Annotated in this window: 13 protein-coding genes; 5 read left to right on the top strand and 8 right to left on the bottom strand. The window is 66.5% G+C overall.

The features are described 5' to 3' along the window. From K7G82_RS16945 to K7G82_RS16910, 8 genes are all read right to left on the bottom strand, one after another. Positions 1-2,055, bottom strand: coding sequence for a hydantoinase/oxoprolinase family protein (locus K7G82_RS16945; protein WP_222991098.1), 2,055 nt, complete (start codon positions 2,053-2,055; stop codon positions 1-3). A gap of 10 nt (positions 2,056-2,065) precedes the next feature. Next, complete coding sequence (gene kce, locus K7G82_RS16940; protein ID WP_222991097.1) at positions 2,066-2,998, bottom strand: 3,5-dioxohexanoate:acetyl-CoA acetone transferase; 933 nt, start codon at positions 2,996-2,998, stop codon at positions 2,066-2,068. A gap of 22 nt (positions 2,999-3,020) precedes the next feature. Then, the gene (locus tag K7G82_RS16935; protein WP_222991096.1) at positions 3,021-4,334 is read right to left on the bottom strand and encodes an MFS transporter; all 1,314 of its coding nucleotides are present in this window, start codon (positions 4,332-4,334) and stop codon (positions 3,021-3,023) included. Further along, positions 4,334-5,101 carry an SDR family NAD(P)-dependent oxidoreductase gene (locus tag K7G82_RS16930; RefSeq protein ID WP_222991095.1) on the bottom strand — a complete coding sequence of 256 codons (768 nt, stop codon included), beginning with the start codon at positions 5,099-5,101 and terminating at the stop codon, positions 4,334-4,336. Before K7G82_RS16930 ends, K7G82_RS16935 begins: the two co-directional genes overlap by 1 nt. Next, positions 5,098-6,258 (bottom strand): serine hydrolase domain-containing protein, encoded by a 1,161-nt coding sequence (locus K7G82_RS16925; protein ID WP_246623633.1) that lies wholly within the window; start codon positions 6,256-6,258, stop codon positions 5,098-5,100. The genes K7G82_RS16930 and K7G82_RS16925 overlap by 4 nt, the downstream gene beginning before the upstream one ends. Before the next feature lie 2 nt (positions 6,259-6,260). Continuing rightward, complete coding sequence (locus K7G82_RS16920) at positions 6,261-8,393, bottom strand: TonB-dependent receptor (RefSeq protein ID WP_222991094.1); 2,133 nt, start codon at positions 8,391-8,393, stop codon at positions 6,261-6,263. 159 nt (positions 8,394-8,552) lie between these two features. Beyond that, a complete protein-coding gene (locus tag K7G82_RS16915; RefSeq protein WP_222991093.1) occupies positions 8,553-9,290 on the bottom strand; it encodes a GntR family transcriptional regulator in 738 nt (245 codons plus the stop codon). Between the two features lie 126 nt (positions 9,291-9,416). Beyond that, positions 9,417-12,224: a M13 family metallopeptidase gene (locus tag K7G82_RS16910; RefSeq protein WP_222991092.1), complete on the bottom strand. Its 2,808-nt coding sequence runs from the start codon at positions 12,222-12,224 to the stop codon at positions 9,417-9,419. Between the two features lie 165 nt (positions 12,225-12,389). Between K7G82_RS16910 and K7G82_RS16905 the strand changes: the two genes are divergently transcribed. The 5 genes from K7G82_RS16905 (at position 12,390) to K7G82_RS16885 (ending at position 20,214) form a co-directional block, all read left to right on the top strand. After that, positions 12,390-12,965: an RNA polymerase sigma factor gene (locus tag K7G82_RS16905; protein WP_222991091.1), complete on the top strand. Its 576-nt coding sequence runs from the start codon at positions 12,390-12,392 to the stop codon at positions 12,963-12,965. Further along, positions 12,940-13,905, top strand: a complete 966-nt coding sequence (locus K7G82_RS16900; RefSeq protein ID WP_246623632.1) for a FecR family protein — start codon at positions 12,940-12,942, stop codon at positions 13,903-13,905. The genes K7G82_RS16905 and K7G82_RS16900 overlap by 26 nt, the downstream gene beginning before the upstream one ends. Before the next feature lie 114 nt (positions 13,906-14,019). After that, on the top strand, positions 14,020-17,232 hold the full coding sequence (locus K7G82_RS16895) for a TonB-dependent receptor (protein WP_222991089.1): 3,213 nt from the start codon (positions 14,020-14,022) through the stop codon (positions 17,230-17,232). A 10-nt stretch (positions 17,233-17,242) separates the two neighbouring features. Further along, a complete protein-coding gene (locus K7G82_RS16890) occupies positions 17,243-17,743 on the top strand; it encodes a hypothetical protein (protein ID WP_222991088.1) in 501 nt (166 codons plus the stop codon). A gap of 5 nt (positions 17,744-17,748) precedes the next feature. Then, a complete protein-coding gene (locus K7G82_RS16885; RefSeq protein WP_222991087.1) occupies positions 17,749-20,214 on the top strand; it encodes a prolyl oligopeptidase family serine peptidase in 2,466 nt (821 codons plus the stop codon). Positions 20,215-20,434: the final 220 nt, after the last annotated feature.

The following is a 20,434-nucleotide window of genomic DNA, read 5'->3' as shown; positions in this document are numbered from 1 at the left end:
TCAGGCCTCGATCAGGATCGAGCCGTCGGCCGTCCGGCGAAAGCGGGCCGGCGGATCGACGACGATGGTGGTGAAGGCGGATTCGATCAGCGCCGGGCCGGCCACGGGCTGTTCGGCGGCCATGGCATCCCAGCGCAGCACCGGGGTCTCGATCCAGCCATGGCCGGAGAAATAGACCGGCCGCGACCGCGCTTCGCCGGTCGCCTCGGGGTCACCCTTCAACCGGAAAGCGGCGCCGGACCGCGCGGGGCAGGATACGCGCGCGCGCAGCCCGATCAGCTCCACGGCGGAGCTTTCGTCGCGGATGGTGAAGAGCTGTTCGTGCGTCGCATCGAAAGCCGCCCGGAAGCGCGCGACATCGTCCTCGGTGGCAAAGGTGGCGCTGTCGAGCGGCACGTCGATATCCCATGCCTGCCCCTCATAACGGGCTTCCGCCACATAGCTGATCGATCCGGCGCGTTGCGCCCGCTCGATAAAGGCTTCAGCCTGACGCCGGACATCGGCGATCGCCGTGTCCGCGCGATCCAGATCGAAGGATGCGGTCGATGCGAAAGTGGTGACCGCGAACTCCGCCGCGATGTCGGACATCATCGCACCCGCCGCGCTCATCGCGGCGCCGGTTTCGGGGATCAGCAGTTCGCGGCAGCCGAGCCGCCGGGCGATGAACACCGAATTGAGGCCGGCAGCACCACCGCCGCCGATCAGCACGGCCTGGCCGGGATCGATGCCTTGATTGACCGTCATGTCTTGGATCGCCTGCACCATATTCTCGGTGGCCAGATCGAGGATGCTCCACGCGGCATCCTCAACGCTGGTGTCGAGCCGGTCCGCGACGTCGCGGGCGATCGCCGCGCGCGATGCATCGCCGTCGAGCCGCATCGCACCGCCCAGGAAATAATCGGGATCGACATAGCCGAGCGCGACACAGGCGTCGGTCACGGTCGGGCGCGTGCCGCCACGTCCATAGCAGGCGGGACCGGGCGTCGATCCCGCGCTTCCCGGGCCAACGCGGAGCAGGCCCGCCGTATCGACGGTGGCGATGCTGCCGCCGCCGGCGCCGACGCTCTTCACGTCCACCGAGGGATAACCCGCCAGATGACCACGATAGGGCTCGCCGATCCACAGGTCTCGCGTCATCGGGATGCGGCCGTCGCTGACCAGGCTGATATCGTAGGTGGTTCCGCCGGTATCGGCGACGATCGCGGTGCGCCATGCACCTTCGCGTCCCGCATAATGGCGCCCCGCGACGGGCGCCATCGATGGGCCGGAGTTGATCACGCGGATCGGCGCGGCGGCGACTTCGCTCGCTTCCACCATGCCCCCCGCGCTGGTCAGAACCATCACCTTGCCGCCGAAGCCAGCCTCGGCCAGCCGCGTGGTCAGGCCGCCCAGATAATGCGTCATCAGCGGCTTGAGCGACGCGTCGATCGCGGCCGAGGATGCGCGGCGGAATTCGCGCAATGTGGGATTGACCGCATGCGACAGGCTGTAGGGAGTGCCGGGCAGATGCGTTTCTATCAGCTCGCCGACGCGGCGTTCATGCGCCGGATTGATCGTCGACCAGAGCAGCGCCACCGCGACCGCTTCCACTCCCGTCTCGCCGATGCGGCGCAGCGTCTCGACCAGCGCGGCCTCGTCGAGCGGGGTCATCACGACGCCGTCCGCTCCGATGCGCTCGTCGGCCTCGAATGTCAGTGCGCGCGGCACGAAGGGGGCGGGATAGGGGATGGTGTGGTTGAAGGGCTCGGTGCGGCCGCCTTCGCGGAACAGCAATATGTCCCGGTGGCCGCGCGTGACGATCAGCGCGGTGCGCGCCGTGCGCCCGGTGATGATCGCGTTGATCGCATGGGTGGTGCCGTGGATGAAGCTGTCGCAGCGGCCGAGCAGTTCGGCCAGGCTCAGCCCGCGCGTGGAAGCCGCGCCGCGCAGCGCGTCGAGCACGCCGACGACGGGGTCGGACGGCACGGTCGATGCCTTGTGCAGCGTGATCGAGCCGTCATCGTCCTCGACGATCAGATCGGTGAAAGTGCCGCCGGTATCGGTTGCGAGACGCATGATCGTTCCGTCAGAAGGCGACCGAGTCGCCGCCCTTGAGGCCGAGCATCTCGCGCGCCTCCGCGGGGCTTGCGATCTCGATGTCGAGCGAATCCAGGATGCCGCGGATCTTGCGGACCTGCTGGGCATTGCTGGTCGCGAGTTCGCCGCGTCCGATATAGAGGCTGTCCTCCAGCCCGACGCGGACGCTGCCGCCGACGAGCGCGCATTGCGTCAGGAATTTCATCTGCGGCCGGCCGACCGCGAAGCAGGACAGCATGTAATCGTCGCCGAACAGACGGTCCGCCGTCTGCTTGAACAGCATGAAATTCTCGAGATCGGCGCCGATCCCGCCAAGGATGCCGAAAATCCCCTGGATCAGGAACGGGGGCTTGATCAGTCCCAGATCCGAGAAATGCTTCACATTGTAGAGGTGGCCGATATCGTAGCATTCATATTCGAAGCGCGTGCCATGGCCCTGGCCAAGCTCGACCATGATCCGTTCGATCAGCGCGAAATTATGGTTCGCGGGAAAGCGCTTGGACCCGAGCATAAGCTCGCGCTCCCAATCGTGCTTCCAGTCGAACTTGTCGGCGAGCGGCCAGAATCCGAAGTTCATGGAGCCCATGTTGAGCGACGTCATTTCCGGGCTGGCGCGCAGCGGCCCGGCCAGCCGATCCTCCTCGCTGAAGCCGGGGGCACCGCCGGTGGTGATGTTCACCACGGCGTCGGTCGCCTGTTTGATGCGCGGCAGGAACTGCATGTAGAGTTCTGGATCGGGCGAAGGCCGTCCATCACGCGGATCGCGGGCATGCAGGTGCAGGATCGCGGCGCCGGCCTCCGCTGCTTCGATCGCCTGTTCGGCGATTTCGTCGGGCGTGATCGGCAAATGCGGTGACATCGATGGCGTGTGGATCGATCCGGTCACGGCACAGGTGATGATTGCCTTGTTGGTTCGGCGCATGGGACAGCTCCCTGTTCTGGGTTCAATGAGCGGCGTTGGCCGCGACGGTTCGTGCGAAGGGTGTGCGGCTGGCGAGGGCGGCGAGCGTGCCGATCACCGCGATCGTCGACAGAATGATGAGCAATGCAGTCGCCAGATGCAGCGGGCCGCCGAGCAGATCGGCGGTCAGCCCCACCAGCGGCGGACCGCAACCGATCCCGATCAATGTGGTGCAGGCGAGGAACACGGCGGTGACGACGCCGCGCAGGCGGTCCGGTGTCAGCATCTGCACGCCTGCCAGGCTTGCCGGAGCGCCCAGCGTCATGAAAACGTTGAGCAGGCCGAGCAGGACAAGCGAGGTAGTGAGGTTGGTGGTCGAGACGAAGGCGAACAGCACGGCGAGGCTGCCCATCAGGCTGACCATCATGACCGGGGCGGCCGGTGAGGCGAAGCGGCGCGTCTGGAACAGGTCGGTCAATATGCCGCCGCACAGATGGCCGAGCGGTGCGCCGATCAGGATCACGCTGCCCACCGCCACGCCGGCGGCGGCCGGTGTCAGATCGAAGTAGCGGACATAATAGGACGGCGTCCAGGCGCTGAAGGACTGGACGACGAGCACCACCGACGCCGCAGCCGCCACATGAAGCAGATACGCCGCGCGATGCTGGCGAAGATAGGCGAAGGCTTCCGCCATGCTGGCGCGCGTCCCGTCGGTTTCGCTGCGCGCGGGTTCGCGAACGGTCAGCAGCAGCGCCGCCAGTGCGATGCCCGGCAGCGCCATGAGCACGAACGTGCCCTGCCAGGGGGCCAACAGCCCAAGGCCAGGCACGGAGAGCCCGCCCGCCGCGACCAGCATGGCGAGCAGCGCGCCGCCGCCGACCAGTGCCAGACTCTTGCCGAGCGACGCGCCTGTCGTGAACAGGGAGACGGCGCGACCAAGCTGATTGCGCGGGAAATAGGCGGCGAGCAGGGACATGGCGGCGGGCACCAGCGCTGCCTCGCCAAAGCCGACGCCGACGCGGGCGAGGAACAGTGATCCGAACGAATTGGCGAGCCCGCACAAGGCCGTCGCCAGGCTCCAGATCAGGATGCCGGCGATGATCAGGTTGCGGCGATTGACCCGGTCCGCCATCCGGCCCAGCGGCACGGCGGCGACTGTATAGAGGATGACGAAGCCGGTGCCCTGCAACAGGCCGAGCTGCGCATCGCTGACGCCGAGATCGGCTTTCAGCGGCTCCATCACCAGGCTCATCAGGAAACGATCGACGAACGACAGCAGGTGCGCCGCCGCCATCAGCAGCGCGACATACCAGGCATAGCCGCTTGCCCGAGTGGCGAGGGGTGCCGGTGTCGTCATCAGCCGATCGCCGCCGAAATGCCTTCGTCGGCAAGCCAGGTCGCGCCGTGCACCGGCCGTGCCTTGTCCGAGAGCAGGAACAGCACGATGTCCGCGATGTCGTCGACATCGCTGAAGGCGTTGCCGCTGGGGGTCATCCGCCGCATGCCTTCCGCCATGTCCGGGTTCGAACGGACATCGGCGTTCATCGGCGTGGCGGTGTTGCCGGGCGCCACCGCGTTGACCGCGATGCCGTGCGGCGCGAGTTCGGCCGCGAGCGAGCGGGTCATCATCGACACGGCGGCCTTGCTGGCGGTGTAGAGCGCGAAACCGTTGACGCCGATCTGCCCCGCGACCGAGGAGAGGGAGACGATGCGCCCGCCGCCGCGTTCGCGCATGCCGGGCACGACCGCCGAGATCGCGTTCCAGGGACCCTGGATATTGATGTCGAGCAAGCGCCCGGCATCGGTGGCGTCGGTCGCGCCAGCTGGCGTCGGGTAAAACACGCCTGCCGCGTTCACGAGCAGGTCGATGCCGCCAAGATCGCCTTCGACCTGCTCGACGAGTGCGCCAAGCGCCGCCGCGTCGCGAACATCGACCGCATAGGGTTTCGCCTTGCCGCCCCTGGCCTCGATATCGCCGACCACGGCCGCCGCCTTCTCGACCTTGCTGCTGGCGACGACGGCGACGCTGCCGCCCTCGGCCGCGATCATCTCCGCGACGCGCTGGCCGATGCCCGAGCTGCCACCCGTGACGAGCGCGACCTTGCCGGTGAAGGCGCCGCTCATGCGTACACCGAGGCGGCAAGCGCCGCGCAGCGCTCGCCTAGGCCACCGCCCGCGCACATCAGCGAAGGACTGTAGGAAAATGACATGCGGTTCTCCGGATCGGCGAAACCGAGCGCGCCGCCGGCGCCGGGATGGCCGAAAGCCAGTGGGTTGGTGCCCATCGGCGACATATTGGGTTCGTTGAGGAAGAAGCCGTGCGCGTAGCGGAAGACGCGATCGGTCATCGCGCACTGGCCGAACCAGCTTTCCTCGCGCATGCGATCGATGGTCGCGGCGGACAGCAGGTGGACGCCGTCGAGCGATCCGCCACAGGCCAGCGCCGCATAGATGCGCGCGACCGCGCGCGCATTGCCATGGCCGTTGGTCGACGGCATCAATCCTTCGCGCATGCGCCGGTCGTTATAGTGATCGGGCGATTGCGGACGCATGCGCCAGGCGCGACCCAGTTTCGTCGACGGATCGCGCGACTGGACGAACGTATGACTCTCGGCCGACGGGATCATGTCGGCGACGCGATCGGAATCGGCGCCGCGCGTGCCATAGCCATAGTCCGCGCCCAGCGGGTCGCAGACTTCCTGCGCCAGGAAGGTGTCGATCGGACGGCCGTCGACGCGGCGGACGAGTTCGCCGAACAGATAGCCGGCGGTCGAGGAATGATAGCCATGATCGGTGCCGGGTTCCCAGCAGGGTTCCTGCCGTTCCAGCGCACGGATCATCACGTCCCAGTCATAGCCCGCGCCATCGGGTGCATGATCGGCATAGAGCAGGCCCGCCTTGCCGGTGATCAGCGTGCGAACGGTGATGCCGGCCTTGCCTCCTTGCGCGAATTCGGGCCAGTAGCGGGCGACGGGGGCATCCATCTCGATCAGGCCGCGATCGACGAGCATCCACACGCAGAGCGCGGCCATGCCCTTGCCGACCGACATCATGCAGACGATCGTATCCTCGCGCCACGGGCGGGTGCGGGCGGGATCCGCCCAGCCACCCCAGAGGTCGACGACCTTCCGGCCGTCGCGATAGACCGCGACGGCCGCGCCATGTTCTCCTCGATCGCGGAAATTCGCCGCGAAGGTATCGGCGACAGCGCCGAAGGCGGGATCGAACACGCCATGGATCGGCATGTCGGAGTCCGCCTGGACAAGGGCGGGCGCGTTCATGATCAGTACTTCACGATCGCGCGCAGGCCATAGGTCCGCGGCTCACCGACGCGGCCGACGATCCCCGCCGCGAAGCTGGCCGTGCTGGTCACATAGGCCTTGTTGCCCAGATTGCGGCCAAAGGCGATGATCTGGAAACGGTCGCCGGGGAAATTATAGCCGATGCTGCCGTTGATCAGGCCGTAACCTGCCTGCTGGTCGAGCCCGGCGTTCAACGCCGTGAAATACTGGCGAGTGCGATGGCTATATTCGGCCCGGCCGAAGACGGAGCCGTCGCCCACCGGCACATCGACCTGGCTGTAGAGCGTATAAGCCCATTTCGGTGACAGGTTCAGGTGGTTGCCCGATGCGTCGAACGCGATGTTTCCAGGCTTCAGAGCGTTGGTGTAATTCTTGTAGACCGCGTCGAGATAGGCGAGGTTCGCGCCGATCTGCAGCCAGCTTGTCGGGCGCAGTTCGCTTTCGATCTCGACGCCGTTGACGCGCGCGTCTGCGGCGTTGGTGATGTCGATCACGCCCGGCGTCAGGAACGACTGAACCTGCAGGTCCTTGTACGCATAATGGAACACGCTGGCGTTGATGCGCAGGAGCCTGTCGAACAGATCCAGCTTGGCGCCCGCCTCGTAGCTCCACAAGGTCTCCGGATCGAAGCCCTGCGCCGGATTGACGCTCGAGAAGTTGAAGCCGCCCGACTTGAAGCCCTTGGTGGCCGAAGCGAACAGCAGCACGCCGCTCGTCGGGCGGTATTCGACCGCGATCTTCGGCGTCCACGCCTTGTAGATGCCGCGCGACGAGTAAAGGCGCGGATAGGTCGCGAGCGGTAGGCCGGTGGGCAGCGAGAAGTTCGTCGCGACCTGATCGAAATCCTTGCGTTCGCGGGTGTAGCGGATACCGGCGGTGACCGAGAACTGGTCGGTGAGCGCATAGGTGCCCTGCGCGAACGCGGCGAGGGCGCTGGTCTGGATCGTCGGCGCGAAATTGGCGCGCACCGTCGGATAGGTGGTGACGCTCGAGTCTACCTTGATGTTCTCGCTGAAATAATAAAGCCCGGCGATATAGGTGAGGCCGCCGGTCTTGCCCGTCAGGTTCAGCTCCTGCGAGAATTGTCGCTGGCCCTCGAACTGATCGGTGCGGCGGGTGTTGACCGCCGTGCCGTCGGTGTCGCCCACCTGGACCAGCCGGTTCTCGCGATAGGCGGTGAGCGACTTGATCTGCATGTCCGAGCCGAGATCGTAATTGATCTCGCCGGCCAAGCCCCATTGCTGGCGATTCGAAGACGAGCGGATATTCGTCGCGACCTTGCGATAATCGCCGATGATGCTGTTCGCGAGCGGATCGGTCGTCGTCTGCAGCATTTTCACATAGCCGGCCAGCGCGTCGTCCGATTTCAGGTAATCGGCGCGCAGGATGATCTCCAGCGGTTCCGACGGCGTGAAGCGGAGCTGGCCGCGCGTGCCGTAGGTCTTTTCATTGTCGAGATCGCCGACGCCCGGCGCGATATTCTTGAGATAGCCGTCGCGGCGCGTGCCGATGACGGAGATCGACGCCGCGACCTTGTCGGTGACCAGCGGACCGCTGACATAGGCCTCGCCGCGTAGAAGATCGTAATTGCCGTAGGTGAACTGGGCCTTGGCGGCGAAGTCGTTGCCGGGTTTGCGGCTGATCACGTTGATCGTGCCGCCCACCGAGTTGCGGCCGTAAAGCGTGCCCTGGGGACCGCGTAGCACCTCGATCCGTTCGACGTCGAGGAAATTGCTGAGATAGCTGGCAGGGCGCGCGAGATAGACGCCGTCGACATGGATTGTCGACGATGGGTCCGATCCGCCGAACACGTTGTTCGATCCGATGCCGCGGATATAGACCTGGGAGAAGGATGCGTTCTGCGTGACCTGCAGATTGGGCGTCATCGTCGTCAGGTCGCGTACGTCCTTGACGCCGGTCGCCGCAAGCGTGGCGTCGCTGAAGGCGGTGATCGAAAGCGGCGTGTCCTGAAGGCGCGAAGCGCCCGTCTTGTTGGCGGTCACCACGATATCGCCGTCATCGAAGGTGTTCGGCGCGTCCGCTTCCTGCGCCATCGCCATGCTCGATGCAGTGAGCAGCAGCCCACCCTGCAGCACCCGAAGAAAGATCCCCATTGCTGTTCCTCCCGACCTTGGACCGCGCCCCTGTCGGGCGTCGGCTTGAGGGGAAGAGACCATGATTCGGGTCGCGATGCAACCTTATTGTCGACGATTCTTGCAATATCATGACGATTCAGCGGATTAAAATCGTAAAATTGTCGACAATCTTGCTCTTTATCCGACTCCACGCAGCAGCGAGACGCACCAATCACCATGATAACGCATCACGGATTCGCCCGTGGCGGGGTCGCCGGCGAGCACGGCATCCGTCATCCGCTGATAGTTGCTGACATATTTTGGCGCGTGGACCTCCAGGTCGATCGCCTGGACCAGGAAGCGATTCCAATATTCGATGTTCACCGCGCGCAGGACGAAATCGACATAGGGGCGCTCGGCGATGGCGTTCAGCAGATAGTGGAATTCGTTGAGCACCAGATAGAAGCCCACCTTGGGTGTGGCCTCCTCGCCGGCGCGGCGGATGGCGGCCATCGCGGCGATGACGCGCGCGGCATTGTCGCCTTCCTCGATGCGGAGCGCCGCGCCGCGCACGCCGACGGCGGCGACGGGGGCGCTGACTTCGTAGATGCCGATCAGGTCGTGCACCGTCAGCGGGCGCAGGATGGCGCCGCGATCGGGATGAAGCTCGACCAGGCCCTGGCCCGCCAGCACCGCCAGCGCCTCGCGCACCGGCGCGCGGCTGAGGCCCAGCCGCTGCGCGAGTTCGGATGCGATGATCCGGCTGCCGGGCATCAGTTCGCCGGCATCCAGCGCTTCCATGATCGTCGCGTAGACGCTCTGGACGAGCGAGGTCTTCAAGCCGCCATCGGCGAGTTGCTTGGGCGTGCCGAATGGCTGGGCGCCCGCGCTGGCCGGCGCCTTGGATTTGCGTTTCGCACCTGGGCTGCGGCCCATCTCGATTTCTCCCCTTGCATCCGGCGGACGGGTGCAGACGATCGCTTCCGCCGGATGCGCGGTTTCACCCAGACGCCCGCCGATCACAATCTCTGTTTTGAAAGCGCGTGAATCGTGGCGCCGGCCTCACCAGATCCGCACGCGATCTGCCTGCGCCAGATACAGCGCATCGCCGGGCCTCACATCGAACGCATCGTACCAGGCATCGATGTTGCGGACGACTCCGTTGACGCGGAATTGCTCGGCTGCGTGCGAATCGAGCAGGATGCGCAGCCGCGCGGTCTCGTCGCGCTGGCGCGATCGCCAGAGCTGCGCGAAGGCGTGGAAGAAGCGCTGCTCGCCGGTCAGCCCGTCGATCACCGGCGCGGCCTTGCCGTCCAGCGACATGCGATAGGCCTCCAGCGCGAGCACCGCGCCGCCGAGATCGGCGATATTCTCGGCCATGGTGAGTTCGCCATTGAGCGGAAAGCCGGGCAGGGGTTCGTAACGCGAATATTGCGCGCCCAGCCGCGACGCTTCCGTACGGAAGCGCGCATCGTCCTGCGGCGTCCACCAGTCGCGCACCTGCCCCCTGGCATCGTAGCGGCGGCCGATCGTGTCGAACGCATGGCTCAGTTCGTGCCCGATCACCGCGCCGATCGCGGCATAATTGGCGGCGGGATCGGCGGAGGGATCGAAAAAGGGCGGCTGCATCAGCGCGGCGGTGAACAGCACTTCGTTGCGGCTGCCATTATAGGTCGCGTCGACCAGTGCCGGGGTGATCTGCCATTCGGACCGGTCGACGGGGTTGCCCAGCCGTGCGACGCGCATATCCCAGTCGAAGGCCCGGCCCCGGCGCAGATTGCCATAGGCATCGCCGGCCACGACCTCCAGGCCCGCATAATCGCGCCACTGATCCGGATGGCCGACCTTGCGGAGCAGCCCGGCGATCTTGGCATGCGCCTCCTTGCGCGTCTCCGGCCCCATCCGGTCGAGCCGGTCGATCCGCGCCGCTGCCGCCTTTTCGAGATTGGTCAGGAGTTGAATCACCGCCTGGCGGGTGGCGGGCGGCAGATGCCGCTCGACATAGCGGCGGTTGAGCGTGTCGCTCATATAGCGGTCGAGCGTCAGCACCGCCTGGCGCCAGCGCGCCGGCATGGCTGGCGTGCCTTGCAGCGCCTTGTCGCGGAACCCGAAGCGCGCCGCGCCGAACCGGGCGGGCAGGATCTCGGCGGCATTGTCGGCATGCGAAAAAACCTGCCATGCCTTGAGCGTCTCGATCGGCGTTTCGGCGAACAAGGCGGCCAGCCTTACGATCGCACTGTCCTGCGCGAGCACGAGTCCGTCGCTGTCCGCGAGCCCCGCCGAAGCGAGGAAGGGGCGCCATGCAAAGCCCGGCGCGGCGGCTTCGAGCGCCGCCACGGTCATCGGATGATGGGTGCGTTCGGGATCGAGGCTGTCGGCGCGGCTCCAGCTTGCCTGCGCGATCCTGGTTTCCAGCGCGACCACCGCTTCGGCGGCGCACTCGGCGTTCGCCCAGCCCGCCAGCTTCAGCATCGTCGCGACATAGGCCTGGAAGGCGCGGACATCGCCCCGGTAGCGCGGATCGAGGTAATAATCGCGATCGGGCAGCGACAATCCGCCCTGCAGAAGCTGGACCGCATAGCGATCGGGATCGCGGGCATCGGCGCGGATGCGGAGCTGGAACAGCGATCCGGCGAAGCCCCGATTGGCCGATCCCATGATCGCGGCGATCGCGTCGCGGTCGCGCGCGCCGCGGACCCGCTTCAGATCGGCATCGAGCGGGGCGGTGCCGAGCGCCTCGATCCGCGCCTCGTCCATATGGGCGGCATAGAAAAGGCCGAGCGCATCCGGCTTCGGTGCCGCCGCAGCCTCAACCAAGATCGCGTTCTGGCGTTCGCGCGACAGATCGTCGAGGATCGAGAACCAGTTCTGGCGCGGCCGATCCGCCGGGATCTCCATCGCCGCCACCGCGCGCCCTTGCGCGAAGCGGTAGAAATCGTCGCCGGGACGAACCGTCGGATCGCCGGCATCGGGCGCCAGCCCCCAGCGCCCGTGGACGGGCGCCGCCGGCGATCGCCCGCCCTCCGCCGCCAGCGCGTCGAACGCGACCTGCTGCAGCGCCCTGGCCTGGGCGGGCGATATGCCGAGTTCGGATGCGGCGATCTCCTTCTCGCCCAGCATGCGCGGATCCTTGCCCGTCACGCGGCCGAAAACGACCAGCGCCTGCAGATAATAGCCATGGGTGCTGCCGTGATAATGGTCATATGCCCATAGACCGACCTTGCCGGCATCGATCCCGTCATAGGGATTGGCATCGGCCACGCCGTCGTCGATCGCGCGCGTCCAGGCCTGGCCGACGGGGATGACATCGCGGATCGCGGGTGTCGCGGCGGCCGCGAGGTCGTAGGCGCGGCGCACGTCGCGCGCCATCGCGCCGATCGGCTGGCCGTACCAGCGTCCGCCCGGCAGATAGGTCTGGTCGGCGCGGGACCAGGTCGCGGTCAGCCAGAGCCGTACCGCCGGATTGTGGCGGCGGAACAGCTCGCTGAGCAGCCCGGCATAGGTGACGGTCGAACTCGCATCGCCCGGTTTCTTCGCGTCGAGCACGCTCAGCCCCTGCATCACCACATGATCCCAGGAACGGTCGATCACCGCCGCCTTGTCGGTCAGGTGGAAGTCCAGTCCCTTGCTGGGGGCGGTCTCCAAGCTCACCTCGTAATCGAGCCCCGCCTGTCGCGTGAACATCTCGAACAGCGCCGGCACGCCGCCGATGCGCTCGCCGTTCAGGTCGGTGACCGCATCGGATCGATAATGCTGGACCGGCGAATAGGCGCCATAGGTGAAGCTGTTGCCGATGAAGAGGATGGTTTCGGCCTGTGCGGGCGTCGCGCCGATCAAGGTGAAGCCCAAGAGCAATACTTTGATATTCATCGATATTCCTGCCGATCTCTCACGTACGTCACGCGTGAGGCTGTAGCGCTGGAAAGTCGGGATCAAGGGCTGGAAAAATATATTGGTTTTGTCGAAGGAACTCGCTTCGCCGTTCGTCTGGGCTATGCGTGTCGACTGTTTGAGCGAAAGGAATGAAGCGCAATCATGGGGGGTCGGGATCAACGCCTCGTCGCCTGGGTGTCGACCCAGGTGATGCCGCATGAGCCGGCCGTGCGCGCCTGGCTCAAGCGGTCGATGGTGTCGGCCGAGGATGCCGACGATCTGATCCAGGAAGCCTACGCCAATCTCGCCTCGCTCGACGCGTTCGAGCAGATCGCGCGGCCCGACGGCTATTTCTTCCAGATCGTGCGCAACCTGTTGACCACGCAGATCCGGCGCGCGCGCATCGTGCGGATCGAAAGCGTCGCGGAGATCGACACGCTCGTCGCCGGATCGGAGGATCCGTCGCCCGAGCGCGTGACGGGCGCCAGGCGCGAGCTGGAGATGGTGCAGCGGCTGATCGCGGGGCTTCCCGATCGCTGCCGCCGCATCTTCGAGATGCGCAAGATCGAAGGCCTGTCGCAGCGCGAGATCGCGGAGCGGCTGAAGGTGACCGAAAGCATTGTGGAGAATGACGGGGTCAAGGGCATGCGCCTGATCATGCAGGCGATGCGCGCCACGGGCGAACCCGCATTCACCGGAAAGAAAGCGAATGATGAGCGACCGGCAAAGCGCAGCTGAGATAGAGGAGCAGGCGGTGCGCTGGGTCTGGCGCATCGATGCGGAGGGGCGCACGCCTGCGTTGCAGGCGGAGCTGAACGGCTGGCTTGCCGGCGACGTCCGCCGGCGAGGCGCGCTGCTCCAGGCGGAGGCGACCTGGCTGCTGCTCGATCGCGGCAGTCAGTTGCAGGTGAGCGAGCCGGAGCCCGCCGAGGTCGAGCGCCGGCGATGGTTCACTGCCCGGCGCGCGATGTTCGGCGGAGCCGGCGCACTGGCGGCGTCGATCGCCGCCGCTTTCCTGCTGATGCAGCCCGATGCGCGTTACGACACGGCCGTCGGCGAGATCCGGCGCGTGCCGCTGGCCGATGGGTCGGCGGCGGTGATCAATACGGCGAGCGCGGTCGATTTCGACGCGCGGGGCGATCGCCGTGTCGTCCGTCTGGCGCAGGGCGAGGCCTGGTTTCAGGTCGCCAAGGACAAGCAGCGGCCCTTTGTCGTCGAGGCGGGTGACGTCCGTGTGCGTGCCGTCGGCACCGCCTTTTCGGTTCGGCGGCGCGAGGGCGGCGCCGATGTGCTGGTGACGGAGGGCGTGGTCGAAACCTGGGTGGTGGGTGCCGAGGGGCATCGCGTGCGCGTGGGCGCGGGCGCGCGCGCCTTCGTCGCGGACAATGCCGCGATCAGCAGCCGGCCGTCCGCGCCGTCCGAGATCGATCGCGCGCTGGCCTGGCGCAACGGCAAGATCGATCTGAGCGGCGAGACGCTCGATTGGGCTGCCGCCGAATTCAATCGCTACAATGATCGCGAACGCATCGTCGTCGACCGTTCGATCGCCGGGGAAAGGTTGTTCGGCATTTTTCGCACCGACGATCCGGAGGGTTTCGCCGCTGCCGTCCGCATGAGCCTGGGCGCGCGGATCGCGCGCGACGCTGAAGGACAGATCACGATTTCCGCGGAGAAATGAGCGCGTGACGGGCGCGCGAAAGAAAAAAGACGCTTTGGTGAAAAGGAAAAACGCGCACCCCGCGTCTTTAACGGTCGAGGCGTGACAACGCCGCTGAATCGAAGGGGGGTTTTCATGTCGTTCCGGTCCATCCAGCTTCACGGCCTGTCCGCCGCTGCTGTCGTCGCATCGATCGTGGTCGCGACGCCGGCGGTCGCCCAGGCCAAGCGTTTCGATCTTGCCGCTCAGCCTGCCGCAACCGGTGTTGCCGCTTTCGCGCGTCAGGCCGATGTCCAGGTGTTGATCTCCGCCGGTGATGCGCGGGGGCGCCGCACCAACGCGGTGCGCGGCGCGATGACCGTTCCCCAGGCGCTCGATCAGTTGCTGCGCGGCACAGGGCTTGTCGCGCGCATGACGGGCGCGCAAACCTATAGCGTCGTCGCCGCCGCCCAGGCCGCGGCGGTCGAGGCGCCGGCGACCGACGACGCGGAGGCCGATCCAATCCTCGTCACCGGATCGCGCATCCGCACCGCCGCCAATGACGCGCCCGCGCCGGTCTCGGTCGTCCCGGCGACCGAGATCCTCGGCAAGACCGGCCGGACCGCGCTGGGCGACGAACTCAACGAACTTCCGCAATTTCGCTCGACCCTGTCGCAGGCGTCGTCGACGGGCAACCAGCCGCCCAGCCAGGTCGGCCTCAACCAGCTCGATCTTCGCGGTCTCGGCACCTCGCGCACGCTCGTTCTCCAGAATGGCCGCCGTCATGTTTCGGGCTCGCAGGTCGTGTCGCAGCCCGACGTCAACGCCATTCCGGTCGAACTGCTCGACCATGTCGAAATCCTGACGGGCGGCGCGTCGGCGGTCTATGGCGCGGACGCGATCGCGGGCGTCGTCAACTTCGTGCTCAAGGACGATTTCGAAGGGCTGGCGGCGCGCGCGCAGGGCGGCATCAGCGCGCGCGGTGATGCCGGCGCCTATATGGGGTCGATCACCGCCGGCACCAATTTCGGCGGCGGACGCGGGAACATCGCGGCCAGCGTCGCCTATGCGCGCCGCAACCAGCTCCGCTACGATGCGCGGGAGTTTTCGGCGAACCAGGCGAGCTTCGTGCCCAACGTGCTCGATACCGATCGTACGCGCCCGGCCGGCTCGCCGCCCGACGGCATTCCCGACCAGATCCTGATCACCAAGCTGCGCCTTCTCGCTACCTCCAATGGTGGCACCATCGTGCGCAGCACCGCGACCAATCCGCCGGGCATCTATCGCTTCGCGCCCGACGGCAGCCTGAACCTCGCCAATTTCGGCAATGGCCATTTCCTGCCGCTGGCGCCGGTCAGCGATGGCGGCGACGGCCTCAATTCGATCGGCACCAGCACGCTGATGCCCGATAACGAGCGTTTCTCGGTCAATCTGGTCGGCCACTACGACCTGTCGGATTCGCTGCGCTTCTTCATCGAGGGAAAGGGCGTCTGGCAGAATGCCAGCACCTGGGGGCAGGGCACGTCGAGCAGCCTGACGCTTTCCACCTCCAATCCCTTCCTGACGCAGCAGGCGCAGGCGATGCTGGCGACCTTGATCCCCGGCGGCGGCACCTTCGCGATGAGCCGGATCAACGACGATCTCGGCGTGCAGGGAGAGCGCACCAAGCGGACGACATTGCGCGGCGTCGCTGGGCTGAAGGGCGATCTTTCCGATCGCTGGAGCTTCGAACTCTCCTATAATTACGGCCGGACGGAGGTGACGTCCGACTTCTTCAACAGCATCTATCCCGCGCGCATGGCGCTGGCGGCCGATGCGGTGCGCGATACCGCCGGCGTGCTCGGCACGCGCGATGCGATCGTCTGCCGCGCCCGGCTCCAGGCGGGCGGCGTGCCGACAGGCAATGCCGCGATCGACACCTGCGTCGCCGCCAATGTGTTCGGCAACGGTTCGATCGACGCGGCGGCGCGCAAATATCTGACCGTCGACACGCGCGCGACCGGCCTGCTCCAGCAGCATGTCGTCGGCGGCTTCGTCACCGGCGACACCGATGGTTTCTTCCGCTTGCCCGGCGGCCCGGTCAAGCTGGTGGCGGGTTTCGAGTATCGCGACGAAAGCACGCGCTATTCGCCCGATCCGCGCGACCTGGCGGGCCAGACCAGCTTCACCGGCTTCCAGCCGATCAAGGGTTCGCTCGACGTGATCGAGGGCTATGGCGAAATGAAGCTGCCGCTGCTCGCCGACATGCCCGGCGCGCGCCTGCTCGAGCTGAGCGGCGCGGTGCGCGTCGCCAAATACAGCCTGGACGGCGTCAACACCGAAGTCTCCTGGGGCGGCGGCGCGGTCTATGAACCGATCGAAGGCCTGCGTTTCCGCGGTTCCTATCAGCGCGCGGCGCGCGCGCCCAATCTCGCCGAACTGTTCCAGCCGACGGTGGGCACGCGCTTCAGCGTGTTCGATCCCTGCTCGGTCGGCAACGTCAACCAGGGCACGGGCACGCGCGCGAACAACTGCCTCGCGCTCGGCATTCCCGCCGGATTCGTCGCCGGCACGATCGGCTCGACGGTTCCGGGCTCCACCGGCGGCAATCCCAATCTCGATGTCGAAAAGGGCACGACCTGGACGCTCGGCATGGTGCTGACCCCGCGCTTCCTGCCGGGCTTCTCGCTCACCGTCGATTATTACAATATCGAGCTGACCGACGCGATCACCTCGATCCCGGTCAATACGATCATCAACCAGTGCGTCGATTCACCGACGATCGACAATGTGTTCTGCCCGCTGATCACGCGCGATCCGACGACGCACGAGATTACGGACATTGCGCAGCGCGCGGTCAACCTGACCAAGCTGACCGCCTCGGGCGTGGATGTGGAGGCGCGCTATGGCTTCCCCGTCGGGCCGGTGCGCGTCGATCTTCGCGCGGTCGGCAGCTATGTGATCGATCGCGACGATTATCTGTCGCCCACCCAGCCTGATTTCCCGACCCAGCAGGTGGAAACGGTCTCACGTCCGCGGATCGCGGCGAATCTGGGGACGACGCTGACCTATGGCGCGTTCAGCCTCGACCATGATCTGCGCTATTTCTCCAGCCAGTATCGTGGTCCCGTCGCCAATTTCAAAAGCGTCGGCGGCCAGCCCGCGCTCAACCCGGATTCGCTGCCGCCCGAATATCGCAAGACCGGCAGTCGCTTCGTCCATGATCTGCGCATGGGCGCGATGATCAACGATCGCAGCGAATTCTATATCGGTATCGACAATCTGTTCGACAGCAAGCCGCCGCTCGGCATCTATGGCGCGGGTTTCGGCGGCGCGAATTTCGATAATGTCGGCCGTTTCTTCTATTCCGGCATCTCGCTGAAATTCTGAAGGAAGACCGATGCGATTGTCCTTGATCGTGGCGGCGGCGCTTTTCATGGCGCCTGCCGCAGCCTTGGCGCTCGACCCGAGCTGGACGGGCACCTGGCATGGCGTGCTCCAGAATCTGCCCGGTCGGGCTGGTGCCGAGCGGATCGACGTGACCTTCGAAGCGGGTAAGTTGCCCGAACGCGAAGGCGAGTGCGCGACTTGGCGGACGCGGTATCTCCATGGTGCGGAGCTTCGTCACCTGAAGGACTATCGGCTCTGCCGGCTTGCGGGCGAGGGCGAATATACCGTCGACGAAGGCGACGGCATCAAGCTGCCGACCCGTTTGCTCGGCGACACGCTCTATTCGATCTTCAAGTTCGACACGCATCTGCTCACCGTGATCACGCGCAAGCGCGGCGACATGCTGGAGCAGGAGATCATCTCGGCGACCGATCAGCCGGCGGGCAAGGGCGTCGTCACGCTGCATCCCAGTTCGGTTCAGCGTACGACGCTCAGTCGGGCCAAGCCGTGAGAGTGATGCGCGCGTTCGCGGCTGCGGCGGCGCTGCTGCTTTCGACGGCGGCGCCGGCCGAACGCGAGGATCCCTATCTCTGGATGGAGGAAACCCAGGGCCAGCGCGCGCTCGACTGGGTGGCGGCGCAGAATGCCCGGTCGCGCGCGGTGCTTGAAGCCGGCAAGAATTTCGATCGTTACAAGCGGGAAGCGACGACGATCCTCAACGATCGCAACCGGCTGGCGATGCCGCGCGCCGCCGGTGCCGATATCGTCAACTTCTGGCAGGATGCGAACAATGTGCGCGGCCTGTGGCGTGCGGCCGAGCGGCGCGGCTTCATCGCCGGCGCACCGCGATGGCGGACGCTGATCGATCTCGACGCGCTGGCGGCGCGAGAGAAGCGCAACTGGGTCTGGCGCGGCGCCGCCTGCCTCGCCCCCGAGCATCGCCGTTGCATGATCGCACTCTCCGATGGCGGCAAGGACGCCGTCACCTGGCGCGAATTCGATCGGGTGGAGGCACGGTTCGTCGATGGCGGCTTCGTCACGCCCGAAGCCAAGACCGATCTGGTCTGGCAGGATGGCGATCATCTGCTGCTGGTCTCCGATTTCGGCGCGGGCACGCTCAACAGTTCGGGTTACGGCCGCCAGCTTCGCCGCTGGACGCGCGGCACGGTGCTGGCCGATGCCGCCTTGCTCTACGAAGCGCCCGCGACGGACGTGTGGCTGCGGCCGATCGTCGAACGCGACGGTGCGACCACCCATGTCCTGATCCTGCGCAACCGCACGACCTGGGATGCGGAGCTGCTCCATCTGAAGCCCGACGGGCGCACCGTGCGTGCACCGCTGCCCGAGGACGCGACCTATCAGGCGATGATCGGCGATCGGGTGATCGCCCGGCTGCAATCGCCGTTGCGCGTTTCCGGGCGCGACCTGCCCGCTGGCGCGCTGGTCGCCTGGAAACTGTCCGCAACCGCGCCGTCGCTGGAACCGGTCTATGTGCCGGCCGCCGGGGAATCGATCGTCTCGGTCGCGGCGACACGGTCGACGCTTTATGTCGGTTTGCTCCACAATGTCGCGGCGCGGCTGGTCGCGCTGCGCGCTGGCCGGCCGCCCAAGGCGATCCCGGTGGCGCCCGACAGCGCGCTGGCGCTGGCCGATGCCGATCGCGATGGTAATACGCTCTTCTATGTCGTCCAGGGCCTGACCCGGCCGGAGACACTCTATGCGCTGGCCGATGGCGGTGCGCCCGTCCGCATCGCATCGGTGCCGCCGCGCTTCGATGCGGCGCGCTACGCGGTGTCGCAGCATTGGGCGGTTTCGCGAGACGGCACGCGTATTCCCTATTTCCTCGTTCGGCCGAAGGACGCAACGGGGCCGCTGCCGACATTGATCAACGCCTATGGCGGCTTCCGCCAGCCGAGCCTGCCCATCTATCTGCCGGCGATGGCACAGCTTTGGGTTGAGGCGGGCAATGCCTATGTCATCGTCAATGTCCGGGGCGGCGGCGAATTCGGCCCCGCCTGGCATGCCGCCGCGATCGGCCCGGGCCGGCAGAAATCCTATGACGATGTCCACGCCGTCGCGGAGGCGCTGCGGAACGACCGGACCGCGTCGCGCCTCGGCATCTATGGCGGATCCAATGGCGGGCTGCTCGCCGGCGCCGTCTTCCTCCAGCGCCCCGGCCTTTACGACGCCGTGGTGATGAGCGCGCCGCTCACCGACATGAAGCGCTACAGCAAGCTGCTGGCCGGCGCCTCGTGGATGGCCGAATATGGCGATCCCGATCGCGCCGAGGATTGGGGTTGGTTGCGGCGCTATTCGCCCTATCACAATATCCGGCCCGACCTCGCCTATCCCCGGCCGCTGATCCTGACCTCGACCAAGGACGATCGCGTCCATCCCGGCCATGCGCGCAAGTTCGCGGCGCGGCTGGAGGAACAGGGCCATGGCTTTTTCTATTACGAGAATGTCGATGGCGGCCATTCGGGCACGGCCAATCGCAACGAGCAGGCATATCGCACCGCCTTGATCCTGAGCTATCTGGATCGCGAACTCGGCCGCAAGCCGGCGCCGCCCGGCGCACCGGCGGACAGCGCCTATCTCCATGCGCAGCAGACCTATCTGACCGGCCCGGCGTCCGGGCCGGGCTGGCGGACGACGTCGAACGGCCTGTATTATCGTGTGACGCGCGCGGCACCCGCCGATGCGCCGCGCCCGCTCCCCACCGATCGCGTGACCGTGAATTACGAGGGGCGTTTCATCGACGGCCGCGTGTTCGACAGCAGCTATGCGCGCGGCGAACCCGCGACTTTTCCGGTCGCCGGCGTTGTGCGCGGCTGGCGAGAGGCGTTGCCGATGATGCGGGTCGGGGAGGCATGGGAAATCGCGCTGCCCGCGCATCTGGGCTACGGCTTTGCCGGGCGCGGCGAGATTCCCGCCGGCGCGACACTGGTGTTCACGATCGAGCTGCTCGCCATCGCACGATAAGCTACGATGTCGCGCTAGGGCAGGCCGGGAAGTTGCTTAGATTTTCCAATATTCTTCCGATGTCATCCCCGCGAACGCGGGGATCCAGCTTCTTCTTCTTTCTCCGGATGCTTCACGGAATAGCTGGATCCCCGCATGCGCGGGGATGACAAGGGTGGCTCAGTCTTCTCCCTCCAAAAACACCAATGGCGGATTGCCCGCGCCCATGCATCATCCCGGT

Source organism: Sphingomonas colocasiae, assembly GCF_019880585.1.
Lineage (GTDB): Bacteria > Pseudomonadota > Alphaproteobacteria > Sphingomonadales > Sphingomonadaceae > Sphingobium_A > Sphingobium_A colocasiae.
The sequence above is the reverse complement of the archived record's forward strand: the minus strand, read 5'-3'. Positions and strand labels throughout refer to the sequence as shown.